At 68.7% G+C, this 14923-nt stretch carries 15 protein-coding genes; 3 read left to right on the plus strand and 12 right to left on the minus strand.

What is annotated here, in order from left to right; genetic code table 11:
- Positions 1–99: 99 nt before the first annotated feature.
- On the minus strand, positions 100–1293 hold the full coding sequence (locus tag Q7W82_RS00660; RefSeq protein WP_242161171.1) for a lipase family protein: 1194 nt from the start codon (positions 1291–1293) through the stop codon (positions 100–102).
- A gap of 249 nt (positions 1294–1542) precedes the next feature.
- On the opposite strand from Q7W82_RS00660, the gene Q7W82_RS00665 reads away from it, so the two are divergent.
- Positions 1543–2532 carry a bile acid:sodium symporter family protein gene (locus tag Q7W82_RS00665; RefSeq protein WP_242161170.1) on the plus strand — a complete coding sequence of 330 codons (990 nt, stop codon included), beginning with the start codon at positions 1543–1545 and terminating at the stop codon, positions 2530–2532.
- A gap of 173 nt (positions 2533–2705) precedes the next feature.
- Positions 2706–4292, plus strand: a complete 1587-nt coding sequence (locus tag Q7W82_RS00670; RefSeq protein ID WP_242161169.1) for a thioredoxin family protein — start codon at positions 2706–2708, stop codon at positions 4290–4292.
- A 196-nt stretch (positions 4293–4488) separates the two neighbouring features.
- On the opposite strand, the gene Q7W82_RS00675 is transcribed toward Q7W82_RS00670, so the two are convergent.
- From Q7W82_RS00675 to Q7W82_RS00695, 5 genes are all read right to left on the minus strand, one after another.
- Positions 4489–6225 carry a PAS domain-containing methyl-accepting chemotaxis protein gene (locus tag Q7W82_RS00675; RefSeq protein WP_242161168.1) on the minus strand — a complete coding sequence of 579 codons (1737 nt, stop codon included), beginning with the start codon at positions 6223–6225 and terminating at the stop codon, positions 4489–4491.
- A gap of 88 nt (positions 6226–6313) precedes the next feature.
- Entirely contained in the window at positions 6314–7207 is an 894-nt protein-coding gene (cyoE, locus tag Q7W82_RS00680; protein ID WP_242161167.1) for a heme o synthase, read from the minus strand.
- Positions 7204–8367, minus strand: coding sequence for a COX15/CtaA family protein (locus Q7W82_RS00685; protein WP_017914359.1), 1164 nt, complete (start codon positions 8365–8367; stop codon positions 7204–7206). The genes cyoE and Q7W82_RS00685 overlap by 4 nt, the downstream gene beginning before the upstream one ends.
- A 10-nt stretch (positions 8368–8377) precedes the next feature.
- Complete coding sequence (locus Q7W82_RS00690; RefSeq protein WP_242161166.1) at positions 8378–8953, minus strand: hypothetical protein; 576 nt, start codon at positions 8951–8953, stop codon at positions 8378–8380.
- 27 nt (positions 8954–8980) lie between these two features.
- Positions 8981–9739, minus strand: coding sequence for an SURF1 family protein (locus tag Q7W82_RS00695; protein WP_242161165.1), 759 nt, complete (start codon positions 9737–9739; stop codon positions 8981–8983).
- 30 nt (positions 9740–9769) lie between these two features.
- Here Q7W82_RS00695 and Q7W82_RS00700 point away from each other — a divergent pair, with 30 nt between their 5' ends.
- Positions 9770–9988 carry a twin transmembrane helix small protein gene (locus Q7W82_RS00700; RefSeq protein ID WP_010341612.1) on the plus strand — a complete coding sequence of 73 codons (219 nt, stop codon included), beginning with the start codon at positions 9770–9772 and terminating at the stop codon, positions 9986–9988.
- A 108-nt stretch (positions 9989–10096) separates the two neighbouring features.
- Here Q7W82_RS00700 and Q7W82_RS00705 read toward each other — a convergent pair whose 3' ends face one another.
- The 6 genes from Q7W82_RS00705 to Q7W82_RS00730 are packed head-to-tail and all read right to left on the minus strand — an operon-like array spanning position 10097 to position 14835.
- Positions 10097–10978, minus strand: a complete 882-nt coding sequence (locus Q7W82_RS00705) for a cytochrome c oxidase subunit 3 (RefSeq protein WP_160945719.1) — start codon at positions 10976–10978, stop codon at positions 10097–10099.
- 19 nt (positions 10979–10997) lie between these two features.
- Positions 10998–11588: a cytochrome c oxidase assembly protein gene (locus Q7W82_RS00710; RefSeq protein WP_160945720.1), complete on the minus strand. Its 591-nt coding sequence runs from the start codon at positions 11586–11588 to the stop codon at positions 10998–11000.
- Positions 11585–11716, minus strand: coding sequence for a hypothetical protein (locus tag Q7W82_RS00715; RefSeq protein WP_255421423.1), 132 nt, complete (start codon positions 11714–11716; stop codon positions 11585–11587). Before Q7W82_RS00715 ends, Q7W82_RS00710 begins: the two co-directional genes overlap by 4 nt.
- Positions 11716–13326 (minus strand): cytochrome c oxidase subunit I, encoded by a 1611-nt coding sequence (gene ctaD, locus Q7W82_RS00720; RefSeq protein ID WP_153753398.1) that lies wholly within the window; start codon positions 13324–13326, stop codon positions 11716–11718. Before ctaD ends, Q7W82_RS00715 begins: the two co-directional genes overlap by 1 nt.
- Positions 13327–13357: 31 nt before the next feature.
- The gene (coxB, locus tag Q7W82_RS00725) at positions 13358–14338 is read right to left on the minus strand and encodes a cytochrome c oxidase subunit II (protein WP_242161164.1); all 981 of its coding nucleotides are present in this window, start codon (positions 14336–14338) and stop codon (positions 13358–13360) included.
- A 20-nt stretch (positions 14339–14358) separates the two neighbouring features.
- Complete coding sequence (locus Q7W82_RS00730) at positions 14359–14835, minus strand: DUF2244 domain-containing protein (RefSeq protein WP_019796200.1); 477 nt, start codon at positions 14833–14835, stop codon at positions 14359–14361.
- Positions 14836–14923: the final 88 nt, after the last annotated feature.

The following is a 14923-nucleotide window of genomic DNA, read 5'->3' on the forward strand; positions in this document are numbered from 1 at the left end:
CACAACGGTTGGCACATTGTGCCGACCATGCCACGTGCAAGGCCGATGCGGTATCAACAAGCACCCGGCCCCACCGCGCAATGGGGCCGGCAACCACGATCAGGCATCCGCAGCAACCACCGCACGCCCTTCTGCCCGAAGTGCGCGCACACCTTCGCTAGCAGCGTCCAGACGCGCGGCCTGCGCCTGCAGCAGGGCCTCTGCATCCACCTCCGCACTCTGCAATGCATAGCCCAGCGGCACCACCGGCGTCAGCCATTCGCCGATCAGCGTTTCGTACGCCGTACCGTGTTGGATCGCCATCTGTTTGAGAAACTCAAGCGTACTCTTCGGCGCGGAGCCGCTGAGCGTTCCTTGCAGGGATTGGTTGGTGATCTGCCTGTAGCTGACGCCGGACGCCAGTGCATTGAATGTCGCAAGGAATACGAAAGCTTCGACGCCGAGAATCGGCCCGTTGCCGTAGATATGCCGGATCTCACCCAGCATCTTCAATACCCAAGCATGCGGCACCACGTCTAGCGTATTCCACAGATCGTGGTTCCACGCCTGATACGGTTTTTCACCGATGGCCGATGGTGGCAACGTCGCCGCATACAGATCCGCGAATGCCGCATTGCCGGGTGTAGCACCGGCGGTGGGATAGCAGTACACCGCTTTGCAACCATCGAGCCGTTGCGTGCTCTTCAACCAAGTGGCCATCGTGGGCGACAACGCTCCGCCTAGGCTATGCCCAGCGAAGATCACCGTCGCACCAGTTTCCGCCGCGGTTTTCAGGAACGTGTCGAGCGTTGTGCCCGGGGCCGCTGCCGATGCGGGGCTCACCATGTTGAGCAAGTGCCACACACCCAAGGCGGCCCCCATCGAAATGACGGGCGTCTCCGGAAGAATCAATTTTCCCGCCGCGACCGGTGGAGTAGGCGCCAACGGATCGTACTTCGCGAACTTGACTACGGAGGCAACGTCGAAGTCTTCCACCAGCCAATCGTAGAACGAGTACGGATTGGTCGCGCAAATCGCCACCACATAGACGTCGCCGTCAATACCATTCACGTTGCTCGACTTGGCGACGAACATCGCGTTATCCGAGCGGTTGGAATCCTTCGCCTGCCAAATCTGCGGCCCCCACACGACATCCCACGCACCGATCGTTGCCTGTGCCGGCGCTGAACCCAGCGTCGCATGCAATACGCGTTGATAGTCGGCCTGTAGTGCCGATGCCACGCCATGCCGGCGGCTGACCCAATTTGCCAGGCTCGAAAGCGCAAAAACCGTCTGATACTGGTCGTATGACATGTGCAAGCTCCTAGTCCGTGGCAGTGCCTGGAGGAGCAGGAACCGCACGCGCGCGGCGCGCCTGCGTGCCCGGCGCGCTCCCCATCGACCGGGTGGCCGCAATCTAGCAAGCCGTTGGTGCGTGGATTTGACCGGGCCGGCGTGTGCGGCGATCTGTCTGCGAGTTGTCTACGCCGCGCGTCCAAATTCGCGTGCGGGCGCCATGCTTCCTAGAATGCCCCATCCCCTCCCCCCGCTCGACTCCCCCTCATGCTCAAGTCCTGGCTCGCGCGCCTGCGCATCGAACCGTTCACGCTGGCGCTGCTGTGCACGGTGCTGCTCGCCTCGCTGCTGCCGGTGCAGGGGCGCGCGGCGTCGGTGATGGACGTGGTCACCGACCTGGCGATCGCCGCGCTGTTCTTCCTGCACGGCGTGCGGCTGTCGCGCGAGGCCATCGTCGCCGGCGCGCTGCACTGGCGCCTGCACCTGACCATCTTCGCCGCCACCTTCATCCTGTTCCCGTTGCTGGGCCTGCTGTTCAAGCCGCTGTCGCACTGGCTGCTGACCCCGGACCTGTACATCGGCGTGCTGTTCCTGTGCACGCTGCCGTCCACGGTGCAGTCGTCGATCGCCTTCACCTCGATGGCCGGCGGCAACGTGCCGGCGGCGGTGTGCAGCGCCTCGCTGTCGAGCCTGCTCGGGGTGTTCCTGACGCCGCTGTTGATGGGCCTGCTGGCCGGCGCGCAGAGCGCCATGGCCAACCCGCTGGAGGCGATGGGCAAGATCATGCTGCAGCTGCTGGTGCCGTTCGTCGCCGGCCACCTGCTGCAGCGCTGGATCGGCGGCTGGGTCGCGCGCCGCCGCGCGGTGCTGCGCTACACCGACCAGAGCACCATCCTGCTGGTGGTGTACACCGCGTTCAGCGCCGCGGTGGTCGAAGGCCTGTGGCGCAAGACGCCGCTGCCGGCCCTGCTCGGCGTCGCCGTGGTCGGCGCCCTGCTGCTGGCGCTGGCGATGACGCTGATCACCTTCAGCGCGCGGCGCCTGGGCTTTTCGCGCGAGGACGAGATCCCGATCGTGTTCTGCGGCTCGAAGAAAAGCCTTGCCACCGGCGTGCCGATGGCCAAGGTGCTGTTCGCCAGCGGCAGCCTCGGCGCGATCGTGCTGCCGGTGATGATCTACCACCAGATCCAGTTGATCGTCTGCGCAGTGATCGCGCAACGCTACGCGCGCGCGGCGAAGGCGGAAGCCAAGCCCTAGCGCGCGACCGGCATCGCGCCGGCACGACCGCGGGCGCGCCGCCCTGCGCGGCACCGGGAATCGCGGCATATGCAGATGCGTCGCCGGCATGTGCAAGCACGGCGGCGGCTGCGTACAGTAGACGGCCGGCACGGCCGGCGCCGTGTCTCCCTCCCCATCCGGTGCCTCCCCCCATGAGCCGCATGTTTCGCCGTTCCGCGACGATCTCCGCCAGCCTGGCCACGCTGCTGGCGCTGGGCGCCTGCCAGAAACCGCCAACACCCGCCGCGCCCAAGGCCACCACGCCGGCGCCTGCCGCCGACAGCGCCGGCATCGCCTGGCGCGAGGGCGACGTCGACGATGCCTTCGCCGAAGCGCGCGAACACAACAAACCGGTGCTGCTGTACTGGGGCGCGGCCTGGTGCCCACCCTGCAACCGGCTCAAGGCCACGCTGTTCAAGGACCCGGCGTTCATCGCCCGCACCCGCGCTTTCGTCGCGGTGCACCTGGACGGCGATTCGGAGGGCGCGCAGGCCTGGGGCGAACGCTTCGGCATCAAGGGCTATCCGACCATCATCGTGCTGCGCCCGGACCACAGCGAGATCACCCGCCTGGCCGGCGACAGCGACACGCAGCGTCTGGCCGAGGCGCTACGCGTCGCCGCGACCCGCACCACCACCTCGGCGCAGTTGCTGCAGCAAGCGCTGAAGGCGCCGGCCACGCTCGGCACCGACGACTGGACCCTGCTCGGCGAATACGGCTGGGAGGTGGATGCCGCCCAGTTGGTCAAGCCAGGGCAGGCGCCGGAGGTGCTCGCGCGCCTGGCCGCGGCCGCGCCGCAGCCGGCGTTGCAGCGCCGTTTCGCATTGCTGGCGCTGGCCGCGCAGGATCCGGCCAAGGCCACCACCGTGGATGCCAAGCACCGCGCCGCCGACCGCGCGCTGCTGCAGGCGGTGCTGGCCGATCCGGCCGAAGTGCGCGCCAACCGCAGCACGCTGACCTATGCGGCACGCGAGCTGGTCCAGGCCGCGGCCGGCGATGCCGCCGAGCGCAACACGCTGTCCAGCGCGCTGACCCATGCACTGGACCAGGTCTATGCCGACGGCAGCCTGCCGATCAGCGATCGCCTGGACACCGCCACCGCGGACATCGCGTTGGCGCGCCTGGCGCAAGGCCAGCCGGCCGAGGCCGGCGACGGGCCGCAGCCGCCGTTGCCGCCCGCGGTGGTCGCCAAGGTGCAGCAGCGCGTGCAATGGGCCGAGCAGGCCGCCAAGACCGACTACGAACGCCAGTCCACGATCAGCACCGCCGCCGGCCTGCTGGACGCCGCCGGCGACAGCGCCGGCGCCGAACAACTGCTGCTGGCCGAGCTCCAGCGCAGCAAGACGCCCTACTACTACATGCCGGAACTGGCCGGCCTGGCCGAGGCGCGCGGCGACAAGCAGACGGCGCTGTTCTGGTTGAAGAAGGCCTACGAGAGCGCGCAAGGCCCCGCCACCCGCGTGCAATGGGGCGTGCTCTATGTCGACGGCCTGATCCGGCTGCAGCCGGACAATGCGGCCGCGATCGAAGCGGCCGCCGGCCAAGTGATCGGCGAACTGGCCGGCCAGCCGGATGGCTATCACCAGCGCACCCGGCAGCGCTTCGACACCCTGGCCAAGACCCTGCAGGCCTGGAGCAAGGGTCATGACGGCAGCGCAGTGCTGGCGCGGCTGCAGCAGAAGATGCAGCAAAGCTGCGGCAGCCAGGCGCGCGACGGCTGCCAGCATTGGCTGGGGTGAGGGCGCAAGCCGTGTAACACACGGCGGCCGTGCAGCGGGCCAGCGGCAACCGCCGGCCCGCTGCACGGCCGTCGCGCTTCAGAGAGATCCGGTCCGCGCGTCGCTGCAGCGCGGTCGCCCCGCGCCGCGCACCACGCCGGTTGCGCGCCTCGCGCAGCGGCGCGCGCCGACGCGCCGTGCGCTCACGCGCGCCCGATCAGGCTGCCACGCGGACCGGCGCCGCCGACTGAGCGCCTGCCTGGCCGCCGGCACGGCGGCCGCTGCTGGTATGCGCGCTGAGGCCCTGCGCCTGCCCTTCCAGCGCGCGTGCGGCCTCGGCCATCTTTTCGACCAGTGCCGCGTTCTGCTGCGTGGCGGTGTCCATCTGCACCACGATCTGGTTGACCTGGCCGATGCCGGCGCTCTGCTCGCGGCTGGCGCCGGCGATGTCGGTCATGATGCGCTGCACCTCGCGCACCGAGCCGAGCAGTTCTTCCATCGTGGCGCCGGCGCGCGCGACCAGCGCCGAACCGCGATCGACCTGCTCGCTGGACCCGGCGATCAGGCCGCGCACTTCCTTGGCCGCATCGGCGCAACGCTGGGCCAGGCTGCGCACTTCGGTGGCGACCACGGCGAAGCCGCGGCCCTGCTCGCCGGCACGCGCCGCTTCCACCGCCGCGTTCAGGGCGAGGATATTGGTCTGGAAGGCGATGCCGTCGATCACGCTGATGATGTCGGCGATCTTGCGCGAGGCGCTCTCGATGCCGGCCATGGTCTGCACCACGTCGCGCACCACCTCGCCGCCACGCTGGGCGACGTCGCTGGCGCCGTCCACCAAGCGGTTGGCATGGCCGACGTGCTCGACGTTGCGCTGCACGGTGCCGGTGATCTCTTCCATCGAGCTGGCCGCTTCTTCCAGCGCCGCCGCCTGCTGCTCGGTGCGGCGGGCCAGGTCGCTGTTGTCGTCGACCATTTCCGCGGCCGCGGTCTGCAGGGTGTGCGCGGCCTCGCCGAGCTGGCGCGCGGCATGGATGTCCAGCAGGGCGCCGACCGCGCGCAGCGGGGTGCCGTCGGCGGCGCGCTTGGTCAGGCCGCGCGCGCGGAACCAGCGGTACTCGCCGTTCTTCAACTGCAGGCGGTACTCGATGTCGAAGCCGGTGCGGCCGGTACGGTCGTTGAGGTGCGCGGCGAACGCGTTGAGCGCGGCCTGCGCGTCCTCCGGGTGCAGGCGCGAGGACCAACTGTCGAGCACGTTGGGGAACTCGGCCTCGGAGGCGAATCCCAGCAGCGAGCGGAACTGCGGCGACCACCAGAACTCGTTGGACGGATTGATCGGGTCACCGGCGATCACGCTCATGTCCCACAGGCCGTCGTTGAGCATGTCCTGGCCCAGTTCGAACCGCGTCAGCACGATGTCCAGGAAGGCCTCGCGTTCGCGCCGCTCGGTGATGTCGGTGAGCGCGCCGGCCACGCGCAAAGGCGTGCCCTGGGCATCACGCTGGGTGGTGCCGATCGCGCGGAACCAGCGGTACTGGCCGTTCTTCAGCTGCAGGCGGTAGTCCACGTCGTACGGGGTCTGGCCGCTGCGGTCGCCCAGGTGCGCGGCGAACGCGTCCAGCGTGGCCTGCTTGTCCTCCGGATGCAGGCGCGAGGCCCAACTGTCCAGCACGTTGGGAAAGTCGAGCTCGGAGGAGAAACCCAGCATCGCGCGGAACTGCGAGGACCACCAGAATTCATTGGCGGGGTTGATCGGATCGCCGGCGATCACGCTCATTTCCCAGAGGCCGTCGGTGGTTGCCTTGGTGACCAGGTCGAAACGGACGCGCATCTCGTCCAGATTGGCGAGGGCGCCGTCGGCCTGCGCACGCGCGCGGTCGCGCTCGGCCTCGGCCTCACGCAGGCGCTCCGTCAGTGCCTGCAGCTCCGCCGCGTCTTGCTTGCTCTTGCCCCACATGGATGTCTCCGCGGCTTTGCCGATCTTGGTCGTTCGTCCGATAACGACCGCGGCCGGCAACACTTGAACGGGGGGCTGAACGAGCGGTTCAGGCAATCCAGTGGTCGACCAGCAGGAACGCGAACAGCGCCATCAGGTACACGATGGAATAACCGAACATGCGCATCGAGAACATCTCGTCCGGCGGGTCGAGCATGCGCCAGGCGTACCAGAGGAACACCGCGTCCAGCACCAGGGTGCCGCCGAGGTAGAACACCCCGCTCATGCCCACCGCCACCGGCAGCAGGGTCACCACCACCAGCAGCACCGTGTACACCAGGATCTGCCGGCGGGTATGCGCCACGCCGTGGGTGACCGGCAGCATCGGGATCGAGGCCTTGGCGTAGTCGGCGCGGCGGAAGATCGCCAGCGCCCAGAAGTGCGGCGGCGTCCACACGAAGATGATCAGCACCAGCAGCGATGCGTAGGCCCAGTCCCACTGGCCCTGCATGCCGGTGATCGCGGCCCAGCCCAGCAGCGGCGGCGCCGCGCCGGCCAGGCCGCCGATGACGATGTTCTGCGGCGTGGTGCGCTTGAGGAACACCGTGTAGATCACTGCATAGCCGATCAGCGAGGCGAAGGTCAGCACCGCGGTGATCCAGTTGACCCACACCACCAGCACGGTCATCGACAGTGCGGTGAGCAAGGCCGCGAACAGCAGCACCTGCCACGGCAGCACCTTGCCCACCACCAGCGGGCGCCAGGAGGTGCGCGCCATCTGCGCGTCGATCCGCGCGTCCAGCAGTTGGTTGATCGCCGCCGCCGCCGAGGCCGCCAGCCAGATGCCGAAGAAGCCGAGCAGGCCGGTGCGCACCTGCGCCCAGGTCGGCAGCCCCGGGATCGCCAGGCACATGCCGACCAGGGCGGTGAACACGATCAACGCCACCACCTTGGGCTTGGTCAGGTCCCAGTAGTCGCGCCAGTGGACGCCGCGCGCGCTCATTGCGGTGCCCGCAATCGCGCCAGCAACGACACCAGCACGAACAGCAGCGCCACCGCGCCGGCGTTGTGCAGCACCGCCACCGGCAGGGGCAGCGCCAGCTTGACGTTGAGGATGCCCAGGCACACCTGCGCGACCAGCAGCAGCGCCAGCGCCGCGGCCCAGCCGCGCATGCCCGGCGTGCGGCTCAGGCGCCAGCTCAGCCACAGCAGGTAGGCCGCCACCACCATCGCCATCATCCGGTGCGCCATCTGGATGGCGATGCGCGCCGCGCCATCGAGCACGCCGCCTTCGTAGTCCACGCCGATGCCGCGCCATAGGGTGAAGCCCTCGCGGAAATCGTGCGGCGGCCACCACTGGCTGACGCAGCGCGGGAAGTTGTCGGCCGACCAGCTGCCGCCGCCGCAGGCCAGCGCCGCGTAGTTGGCGCTGACCCAGCCGCCCAGCGCGATCTGCAGCACCAGTACCGCCACGCCCAGGCGCAGCAGCCATTTCAGGCGCGGCGCATCGGCCAGGGTGATCGGCAGGTGGGTCGCGCGCCAGGCCATCCACACCAGCAGCGAGAACATCAGTAGGCCGCCCAGCAGGTGCCCCATCACCACGATCGGCTTGAGCAGCAGGGTCACCGTCCACATGCCCAGCAGGGCCTGGAAGATCACCACCGACAGGGTCAGCACCGCCGCGCGGGCCAGATCGTCGTTGGACCAGCGCAGCGCCGCCAGCAGCAGGATCGCCTCGCCGCCGACCGCTACCAGCATCGCCAGCCCCGGCCAGCCGGACATGTACAGCGGGATCGACAGCGCCACCAACGCCGCCGCCGTGACGATCTGGGCGATGCCGAGCCGGCGCCGCCGCGCCGCCAGCAGCGACAGCACCAGCACCTCCACGCCCAGCGCCCCGGCCAGGAAGCGGTGGATCTGCTCGCGCCAGGCCTTGTGCGTCTCCAGCGGCCGGATCTTGCTGGCGGCGTGGGTGTCGGCTTCGGCACTGGTCTGCGGCCAGGTGATGCGGCCGTAGCAGGTCGGCCAGTCCGGGCAGCTCATGCCCGCGTCGGACAGGCGCACGAACGAACCGAACATGATGGTACTGGCGGTGAACAGCGCCGCCAGCCAGGCCATGCGGTGGAAATGCCGGAACAGCGCCGGGCGCGCGAACAGGGTCATAGGAAGCGGCTCACAGGAGTTTCAGCAGTTTCGCCAGGTCCGCGCGCAGCCCGGCCGGGTCGAACCCGGGGGCATAGCGCAGCACCACGAAACCGTTCGGATCGATGACGTAGACCGGCACGCCGGCCGCATCGCGCACCCGCGGCAACGCCGCCAGCAGCGCCGGATCCGCGCGCAGCGCCTGCACCTGCGGCAGGGCCTGGGCGGCGGCCGGCGGCGTGCCGATCCACAGGATCTGCACGTGGTCGGCGTCGTGGCCGAACAGTTGCCAGACCTTGTCCAGGTCGCGCGCCAGCGCATCGCAGGCGCTGCCGCAGTCCGCCGGCGGCGCCAGCGCGATGCGCCACAGGCGCCGCTGCGGTTCCCAGGCATAGCCGCGGCCGTCGGCCAACCGCGGCTGCAGCGCGCGCAGGTCGGCCGGCGGCTGCAGCAGCTCGCCATGGTTGCGGCTGGCAGCCGGCTGCCAGCCGGAGAAGCGCAACGCGCCGGCGACCAGCATCGAACCGAAGAACAGGACGAACAACACGATCAGCGGCCAACGGCCGCGTGCGGCCGCCGGGCGCGGGGCCGGGGTGGGAGCATTCATGCCGGGGATTTTCTCATGCGCGCGCGCTCAGCGCCCGCCCCGTCCCCTGCGCGCGCGCCAGCTGAGCAGCGCCGCGGTGACCAGCACCGCCAGCGCCAGGCCGAACCATTGCACCGCGTAACCCAAGTGGCGCTCGGGCGGCAGCGTGTTCGGCAGCAGGTCCAGGTCGCGCGGATAGCCCAGCGGCAGGGCCGGATCCAGGCGCAGCACCTGCGACAAAATGTCGCGGCGGCCGAGCGCCTCGCCGATCGCCGCCGGCTCGATCCGCATCGCCAGCCAGCGCTGCGGCGAGGGTGCCGCCACCAGCGCCGGACCCAACGCCAGCCCATGCGACGGCGCCGGCCCGAGCAGGCCGACCAGCGTGTAGCGGCCCTGCAGCGGCGCCGGCGCCGGCAGCGCGCGGTCGGCCGGCAGCGGCAACCAGCCCAGCTCCACCAGCAGCGGCGCCGCGACGCCGTCGGCCAGGAACGGCTGGTACACCTTCACCCCGCTGCGCCCCTGCCGCAGTTGGTTGTCGAGCAGGATCTGCCCGGGCAGGAAGCGGCCGGCGCCATGCACCCAGCGCAAGTGTCCGGGCGGGCTCGCACGCAGCGCATCGGCCAGCGTCTGCGGGCGATCGCGCACATGCGCCGCCTGCGCCAGCAGCGCCTGTTTCTCGTGCATGCGCTGCAACTGCCAGCGGCCAAGCAGGCAGAAGGCCAGCGCCACCGCGAGCGCGACGCTCCAGCCCAGCCACAACGGCATGCGCCGGCGCGCGCCCACGCGCGAGGCAGCGGCGAGGGTCATAATGCGGACACACCATGTGCCGAGACGCCCATGAACGACTCGCTGAAGACCTTGCTGATCGTCGCGTTCCTGCTGCTCATCCTGTGGAACCTGGGCGCCGGCCTGTACTACCTGTTGGTGGACCGCGGCCAGAGCAAGCGCACGGTGAACGCATTGACCTGGCGCATCGGCCTATCGGTGTGCCTGATCCTGCTGGTGATCCTGGGCATCTACACGGGAGTGATCAAGCCCCACGGGCTCGGGCGCTGAGAAGCCGGGAATGGGGAATCGGGAAAAGAGACTCGGCAAAGCAGAAGCGCAAGCGAAAGCGAAAGCCGCTCTTGCGATTCCCCATTCCCGATTCCCTATTCCCCGCCCTCAAAGCACATAGACGAACAGGAACAGCGCCAGCCACACCACGTCGACGAAGTGCCAGTACCACGCCGCTGCTTCGAAGGCGAAGTGGTTGTCGCGGCTGAAGTGTCCGCGCGTGATCCGCAGCAGCATCACCAGCAGCATGATCGTGCCCAGCAGCACGTGCGCGCCGTGGAAGCCGGTGAGCATGAAGAAGGTGGAGCCGTAGATGCCCGAGCCCAGGGTCAGGTTGAGCTCCTTGTAGGCATGCATGTACTCCTCGGCCTGGAAGTACAGGAAGGTGCAACCCAGCACCACGGTCAGCGCCTGGAACACCATCAGCCGGGTGCGGTGGCCGGCCTTGAGCGCGTGGTGGGCGATGGTCAGGGTCACGCCGGAGCTGAGCAGGATCAGCGTATTGATCAGCGGCAGGCCCCACGCTGGAATCGTCTGGAACTGGCCGCCGATGCCGCCCGGGCCGTTGGTCGGCCAGGCGGCGGAGTAGCCGTCCCACAGCAGCGCGTTGGTCATTACCCCGTCGCCCTCGCCGCCCAGCCACGGCAGGATGAAGGTGCGGGTGTAGAACAGCGCGCCGAAGAAGGCGCCGAAGAACATCACTTCGGAGAAGATGAACCACACCATCCCCATGCGGAACGACACGTCGACCTGGCGGTTGTAGTGCCCGGCGATCGATTCGCGGATCACGTCGCCGAACCACATGAACAAGGTCGCCACCAGCATCGCGATGCCGGTGAAGAAGGTCCACTTGCCCCAGGACGCGTCGTTGAGCCAACTGGCCACGCCGATCATTGTCACGAACATCGCGATCGAGCCGATGAACGGCCAGCGGCTCTGGCTGGGCACGTAATAGGCGTTGGCGGTGGCGTCGGTGCTGGGCTGGGCCATGGCAGGCATTCCGGTCGGGTCAGGGAGCCGCGCGCGCGGAACCGGCCAGTTTCGGCGATCCCAGTTCCGCGCTCAGCGCATCGTTCTTGTAGAAGGTGTAGGACAGGGTGATGGTGGTGATGTCGCGCGGCAGATTCGGATCGACGATGAAGCGCACCGGCATGTCGCGCTTCTCGCCGGCCTGCAGGGTCTGCGCGGTGAAGCAGAAGCACTCGGTCTTGGTGAAGTAGCCGGAGGCGCGCGCCGGCGCCACCGACGGCACCGCGCTGCCGACGATGGCGTGCGCGCCATCGTTGTGCGCGTAGTACAGCGCCTCGTTGAGCTCGCCCGGCACCACCTGCATGGTCAGTTGCTCCGGATGGAACGACCACGGCAGCTTGGAGTTCACCCCGCCATCGAACTGCACCGTCACCGTGCGCTTGCCCGCCAGCGGCTTGCCGGCCTGCGGTCCTTCGCCCGGGCCGCGCTCCAGGCGCACGCCGAACACCTTCTCGCAGGCGATGCGGTACAGCGGCACCAGCGAGAAGGTCAGCAGGAACACCGCCAGCGCCACGCCGACCAGCTTGAACAGCCCGGCGCTGCTGTGCACCTGCGGCGCCGGCGCGTTCATCGGCCCAGCACCCCGGTGAGGATGAAGCCGACGTAGATCGCCAGCGCCACCGCGCCGACCACCAGCGCGGTGCGCGCCGCACGCTTGCGGCGCAGGACCAGGTCGTCGAGCGGCGGTTGCGCGGTCATCAGTGGCTGATGTCGTCGTGAGCCAGGTCGCCGGGCTTGAGCACCGGCGGCAGGGTGAAGGTATGCGCCGGCGCCGGCGACGGCACCGTCCACTCCAGGCCGCGCGCGCCTTCCCACGAGCGCGCTTCGGCGCGCGCGCCGTTGCGCAGCGAGGCGAGCAGGATGCCGGCCATCAGGAACGGGGTGACGAACATGCCGAACGCACCGATCGAGCTGACCAGGTTCCAGTCGGCGAACACCACGTTGTAGTCGGGGATGCGCCGCGGCATGCCGGCCAGGCCGAGGAAGTGCTGCGGGAAGAACAGCAGGTTGACGAACAGCATCGTCCACCAGAAATGGAACTTGGCCCAGGCCTCGTTGTACATGCGCCCGGTCCACTTCGGCCACCAGTAGTACACCGCGGCGATCAGCGCGAACACCGCGCCGGTGACCAGCACGTAGTGGAAGTGTGCGACCACGAAATAGGTGTCGTGGTACTGGAAGTCGGCCGGCACGATCGCCAGCATCAGCCCGGAGAAGCCGCCGATGGTGAACAGGATGACGAAGGCGATGGCCCAAAGCATCGGCGACTCGAAGGTCATCGAGCCCTGCCACATGGTGCTGACCCAGTTGAACACCTTCACCCCGGTGGGGATGGAGATCAGCATGGTGGCGAACATGAAGTAGATCTCGCCGCCCAGCGGCATGCCCACGGTGAACATGTGGTGGGCCCAGACGATGAAGCTCAGGAACGCGATCGCCGCGATCGCGTAGACCATCGCCTGGTAGCCGAACAGCGGCTTGCGGCTGAAGGTCGGGATGATTTCGCTGATCACGCCGAACGCCGGCAGGATCATGATGTAGACCTCGGGGTGCCCGAAGAACCAGAAGATGTGCTGGTACATCACCGGGTCGCCACCGCCGGCGGCGTTGAAGAACGAGGTGCCGAAGAACTTGTCGGTGAGCAGCATGGTCACCGCGCCGGCCAGCACCGGCATCACCGCGATCAGCAGGAACGCGGTGATCAGCCAGGCCCAGCAGAAGATCGGCATCTTCAGCAGGTCGATGCCCGGCGCGCGCATGTTGAGCACGGTGGCGATGATGTTGATCGCGCCCATGATCGAACTGATGCCGGCGACGTGGATGGCGAACACCGAGAACGCGACGTTATAGCCGCCCTGCAGCATCAGCGGCGGATACATGGTCCAGCCACCGGCCGGCGCGCCACCGGGCAGGAACAAGGTCAGCAGCAGCAGGGTGAAGGCCACCGGCAGCAGCCAGAACGACCAGTTGTTCATGCGCGGCAGCGCCATGTCCGGCGCGCCGATCTGCAGCGGGATCATCCAGTTGGCCAGGCCGACGAAGGCCGGCATCACCCCGCCGAAGATCATCACCAGCGCGTGCACGGTGGTCATCTGGTTGAAGAACTCGGGCTTGACGAACTGCAGGCCCGGCTGCGCCAGTTCGGCGCGGATCACCACGCTCATCGCCGCACCGATGACGAACATCGTGAAGCTGAAGAGCAGGTACAGCGTGCCGATGTCCTTGTGGTTGGTGGAGAAGAACCAACGCTCGACGAAGCTCTGCTGATGCCCGTGCTCGTCGTGGTGATCGACTGCCGAATGGGCCATGGCGGCTACCTCAGAAAAGGAATGCTGGAGATCAGACGGCTTGCACGGTCAGGTGCGAGTCGGAACGAGGACGCGACAGCCGCGCCTGCGGCGGCGCCGCCGGCGCCTGGGCATCGGCGGGCGCGGCAGCGGGTGCGGCCGTGGCCGGCGCGGCCGTCGGCGTGGCCGGCGCAGGCGCAGCGGCGGGCGCCGGCTTGCGCGATGCCAGCCACTTCTGGAAGTCCTGCTTGCTCACCGCCTCGACCACGATCGGCATGAAGCCATGATCCTTGCCGCACAGCTCGGCGCACTGGCCGCGGTACACCCCGGGGGTGTCGATGCTGGTCCAGGCCTCGTTGATGATCCCGGGGATGGCGTCCTGCTTCCAGCCCAGCGCCGGCACCCACCAGGCGTGGATGACGTCGTCGGCGGTGATGACGAAGCGCACCTTGGTGTTCACCGGCAGCACCAGCCGGTTGTCCACGTCCAACAGATAGTGCGGGTCGTGCTCGACCGTCGGCACCGCGCCGCTCTGCCGCAGGCGGTCGGAACTGCGCGCCAGGCGGCTGGTGAACGCCACGTTCTCGCCCAGGTATTCGTAGCGCCACATCCACTGGTAGCCGGTGACCTTCACCGTCATCTCGGCATCGCGGGTGTCGTACATCGCGATCAGCTTGGCGGTGGCCGGCCACGCCATCACGATCAGGATCAGCACCGGGATCACCGTCCACACGATCTCGGCCTTGGTGTTGTGGCTGAACTGCGCCGGCACCGCGCCCTTGGACTTGCGGAACTTGAAGATCGCATAGGCCATCGCGCCGAACACCAGCACGCCGATGACCACGCAGACCCACAACGCGACCATGTGCGCGTCGTAGGCGTTGCGCGCGCTCTGGGTGACGCCCCTGCCCATGTTGAGCTGCCACGGCTTGGGATCGGCCGACTGCGCCCACGCCAGCGGTGCGGCCATCGCCGCCGCCAACGCCATCCCGCCCCTGACCGCCTGTTGCACCCACCCGCCGCGTTGCTTCATTGCCTAGACCCCTTGGAGCGTCATCGGTTGCGGCCGGTCACGGCCGCGAGCAAGCCTTCCAGGGTCTGCGCCAGTTGCCGGCGTTCGTCTGGGCCGAGGAACTCGCCGACCCGGACCTGCTTGCCGCTGGATGCCAGCACCACCCTGTCGTCGCCTTCGATCCGCAACCGCACCCAATGCGGATGGGCACGGAACGCCGGCGTTCCTGCATTCGGACGGGTCACTTCCACGCAGGCCGGACCCACCCGGATATCCTCTTCGCGCTCGCCGCCGCGCCACGACCAATGCAGCGCGAGCGCCACCACGATGCTGTGCAACAGAGCGAACGCAGGCGCGAACACGTTGCCGGCGAGCCACCCCAGCCCAGCCACGGCCCACATCGCCCCGGCCAGTGCGACGAACAACAGAACGAATTGCCGGGCATTCAACGCCCGCGGCGGTCGCAGCCGCAGCTGCGTACCCGACCCCTCCGGAGAAAACGGAAACATTTCGATCATGTCGAACCGCGCTTCCGAACCGCTCGCGCCCGAGCCGCGAGCACGCCTGGATGGTAGCCCCGGGCCTGCGCGGCGGCAAGCGCGCGTT

The sequence above is a fragment of the Xanthomonas indica genome (assembly GCF_040529045.1).
Lineage (GTDB): Bacteria > Pseudomonadota > Gammaproteobacteria > Xanthomonadales > Xanthomonadaceae > Xanthomonas_A > Xanthomonas_A indica.

Bases quoted from the DNA above. Each gene is read 5' to 3' on its own strand.
- Q7W82_RS00675 (WP_242161168.1), bottom strand. From the start codon at position 6,225: ATGTGGGGCAAGAGCAAGCAAGACGCGGCGGAGCTGCAGGCACTGACG.
- Q7W82_RS00710 (WP_160945720.1), bottom strand. From the start codon at position 11,588: ATGAACGCGCCGGCGCCGCAGGTGCACAGCAGCGCCGGGCTGTTCAAG.
- Q7W82_RS00730 (WP_019796200.1), bottom strand. From the start codon at position 14,835: ATGATCGAAATGTTTCCGTTTTCTCCGGAGGGGTCGGGTACGCAGCTG.
- Q7W82_RS00700 (WP_010341612.1), top strand. From the start codon at position 9,770: ATGAACGACTCGCTGAAGACCTTGCTGATCGTCGCGTTCCTGCTGCTC.
- Q7W82_RS00665 (WP_242161170.1), top strand. From the start codon at position 1,543: ATGCTCAAGTCCTGGCTCGCGCGCCTGCGCATCGAACCGTTCACGCTG.
- Q7W82_RS00670 (WP_242161169.1), top strand. From the start codon at position 2,706: ATGAGCCGCATGTTTCGCCGTTCCGCGACGATCTCCGCCAGCCTGGCC.
- coxB (WP_242161164.1), bottom strand. From the start codon at position 14,338: ATGAAGCAACGCGGCGGGTGGGTGCAACAGGCGGTCAGGGGCGGGATG.
- Q7W82_RS00685 (WP_017914359.1), bottom strand. From the start codon at position 8,367: ATGACCCTGTTCGCGCGCCCGGCGCTGTTCCGGCATTTCCACCGCATG.
- ctaD (WP_153753398.1), bottom strand. From the start codon at position 13,326: ATGGCCCATTCGGCAGTCGATCACCACGACGAGCACGGGCATCAGCAG.
- Q7W82_RS00705 (WP_160945719.1), bottom strand. From the start codon at position 10,978: ATGGCCCAGCCCAGCACCGACGCCACCGCCAACGCCTATTACGTGCCC.
- Q7W82_RS00660 (WP_242161171.1), bottom strand. From the start codon at position 1,293: ATGTCATACGACCAGTATCAGACGGTTTTTGCGCTTTCGAGCCTGGCA.
- cyoE (WP_242161167.1), bottom strand. From the start codon at position 7,207: ATGAGCGCGCGCGGCGTCCACTGGCGCGACTACTGGGACCTGACCAAG.
- Q7W82_RS00695 (WP_242161165.1), bottom strand. From the start codon at position 9,739: ATGACCCTCGCCGCTGCCTCGCGCGTGGGCGCGCGCCGGCGCATGCCG.
- Q7W82_RS00690 (WP_242161166.1), bottom strand. From the start codon at position 8,953: ATGAATGCTCCCACCCCGGCCCCGCGCCCGGCGGCCGCACGCGGCCGT.
- Q7W82_RS00715 (WP_255421423.1), bottom strand. From the start codon at position 11,716: ATGACCGCGCAACCGCCGCTCGACGACCTGGTCCTGCGCCGCAAGCGT.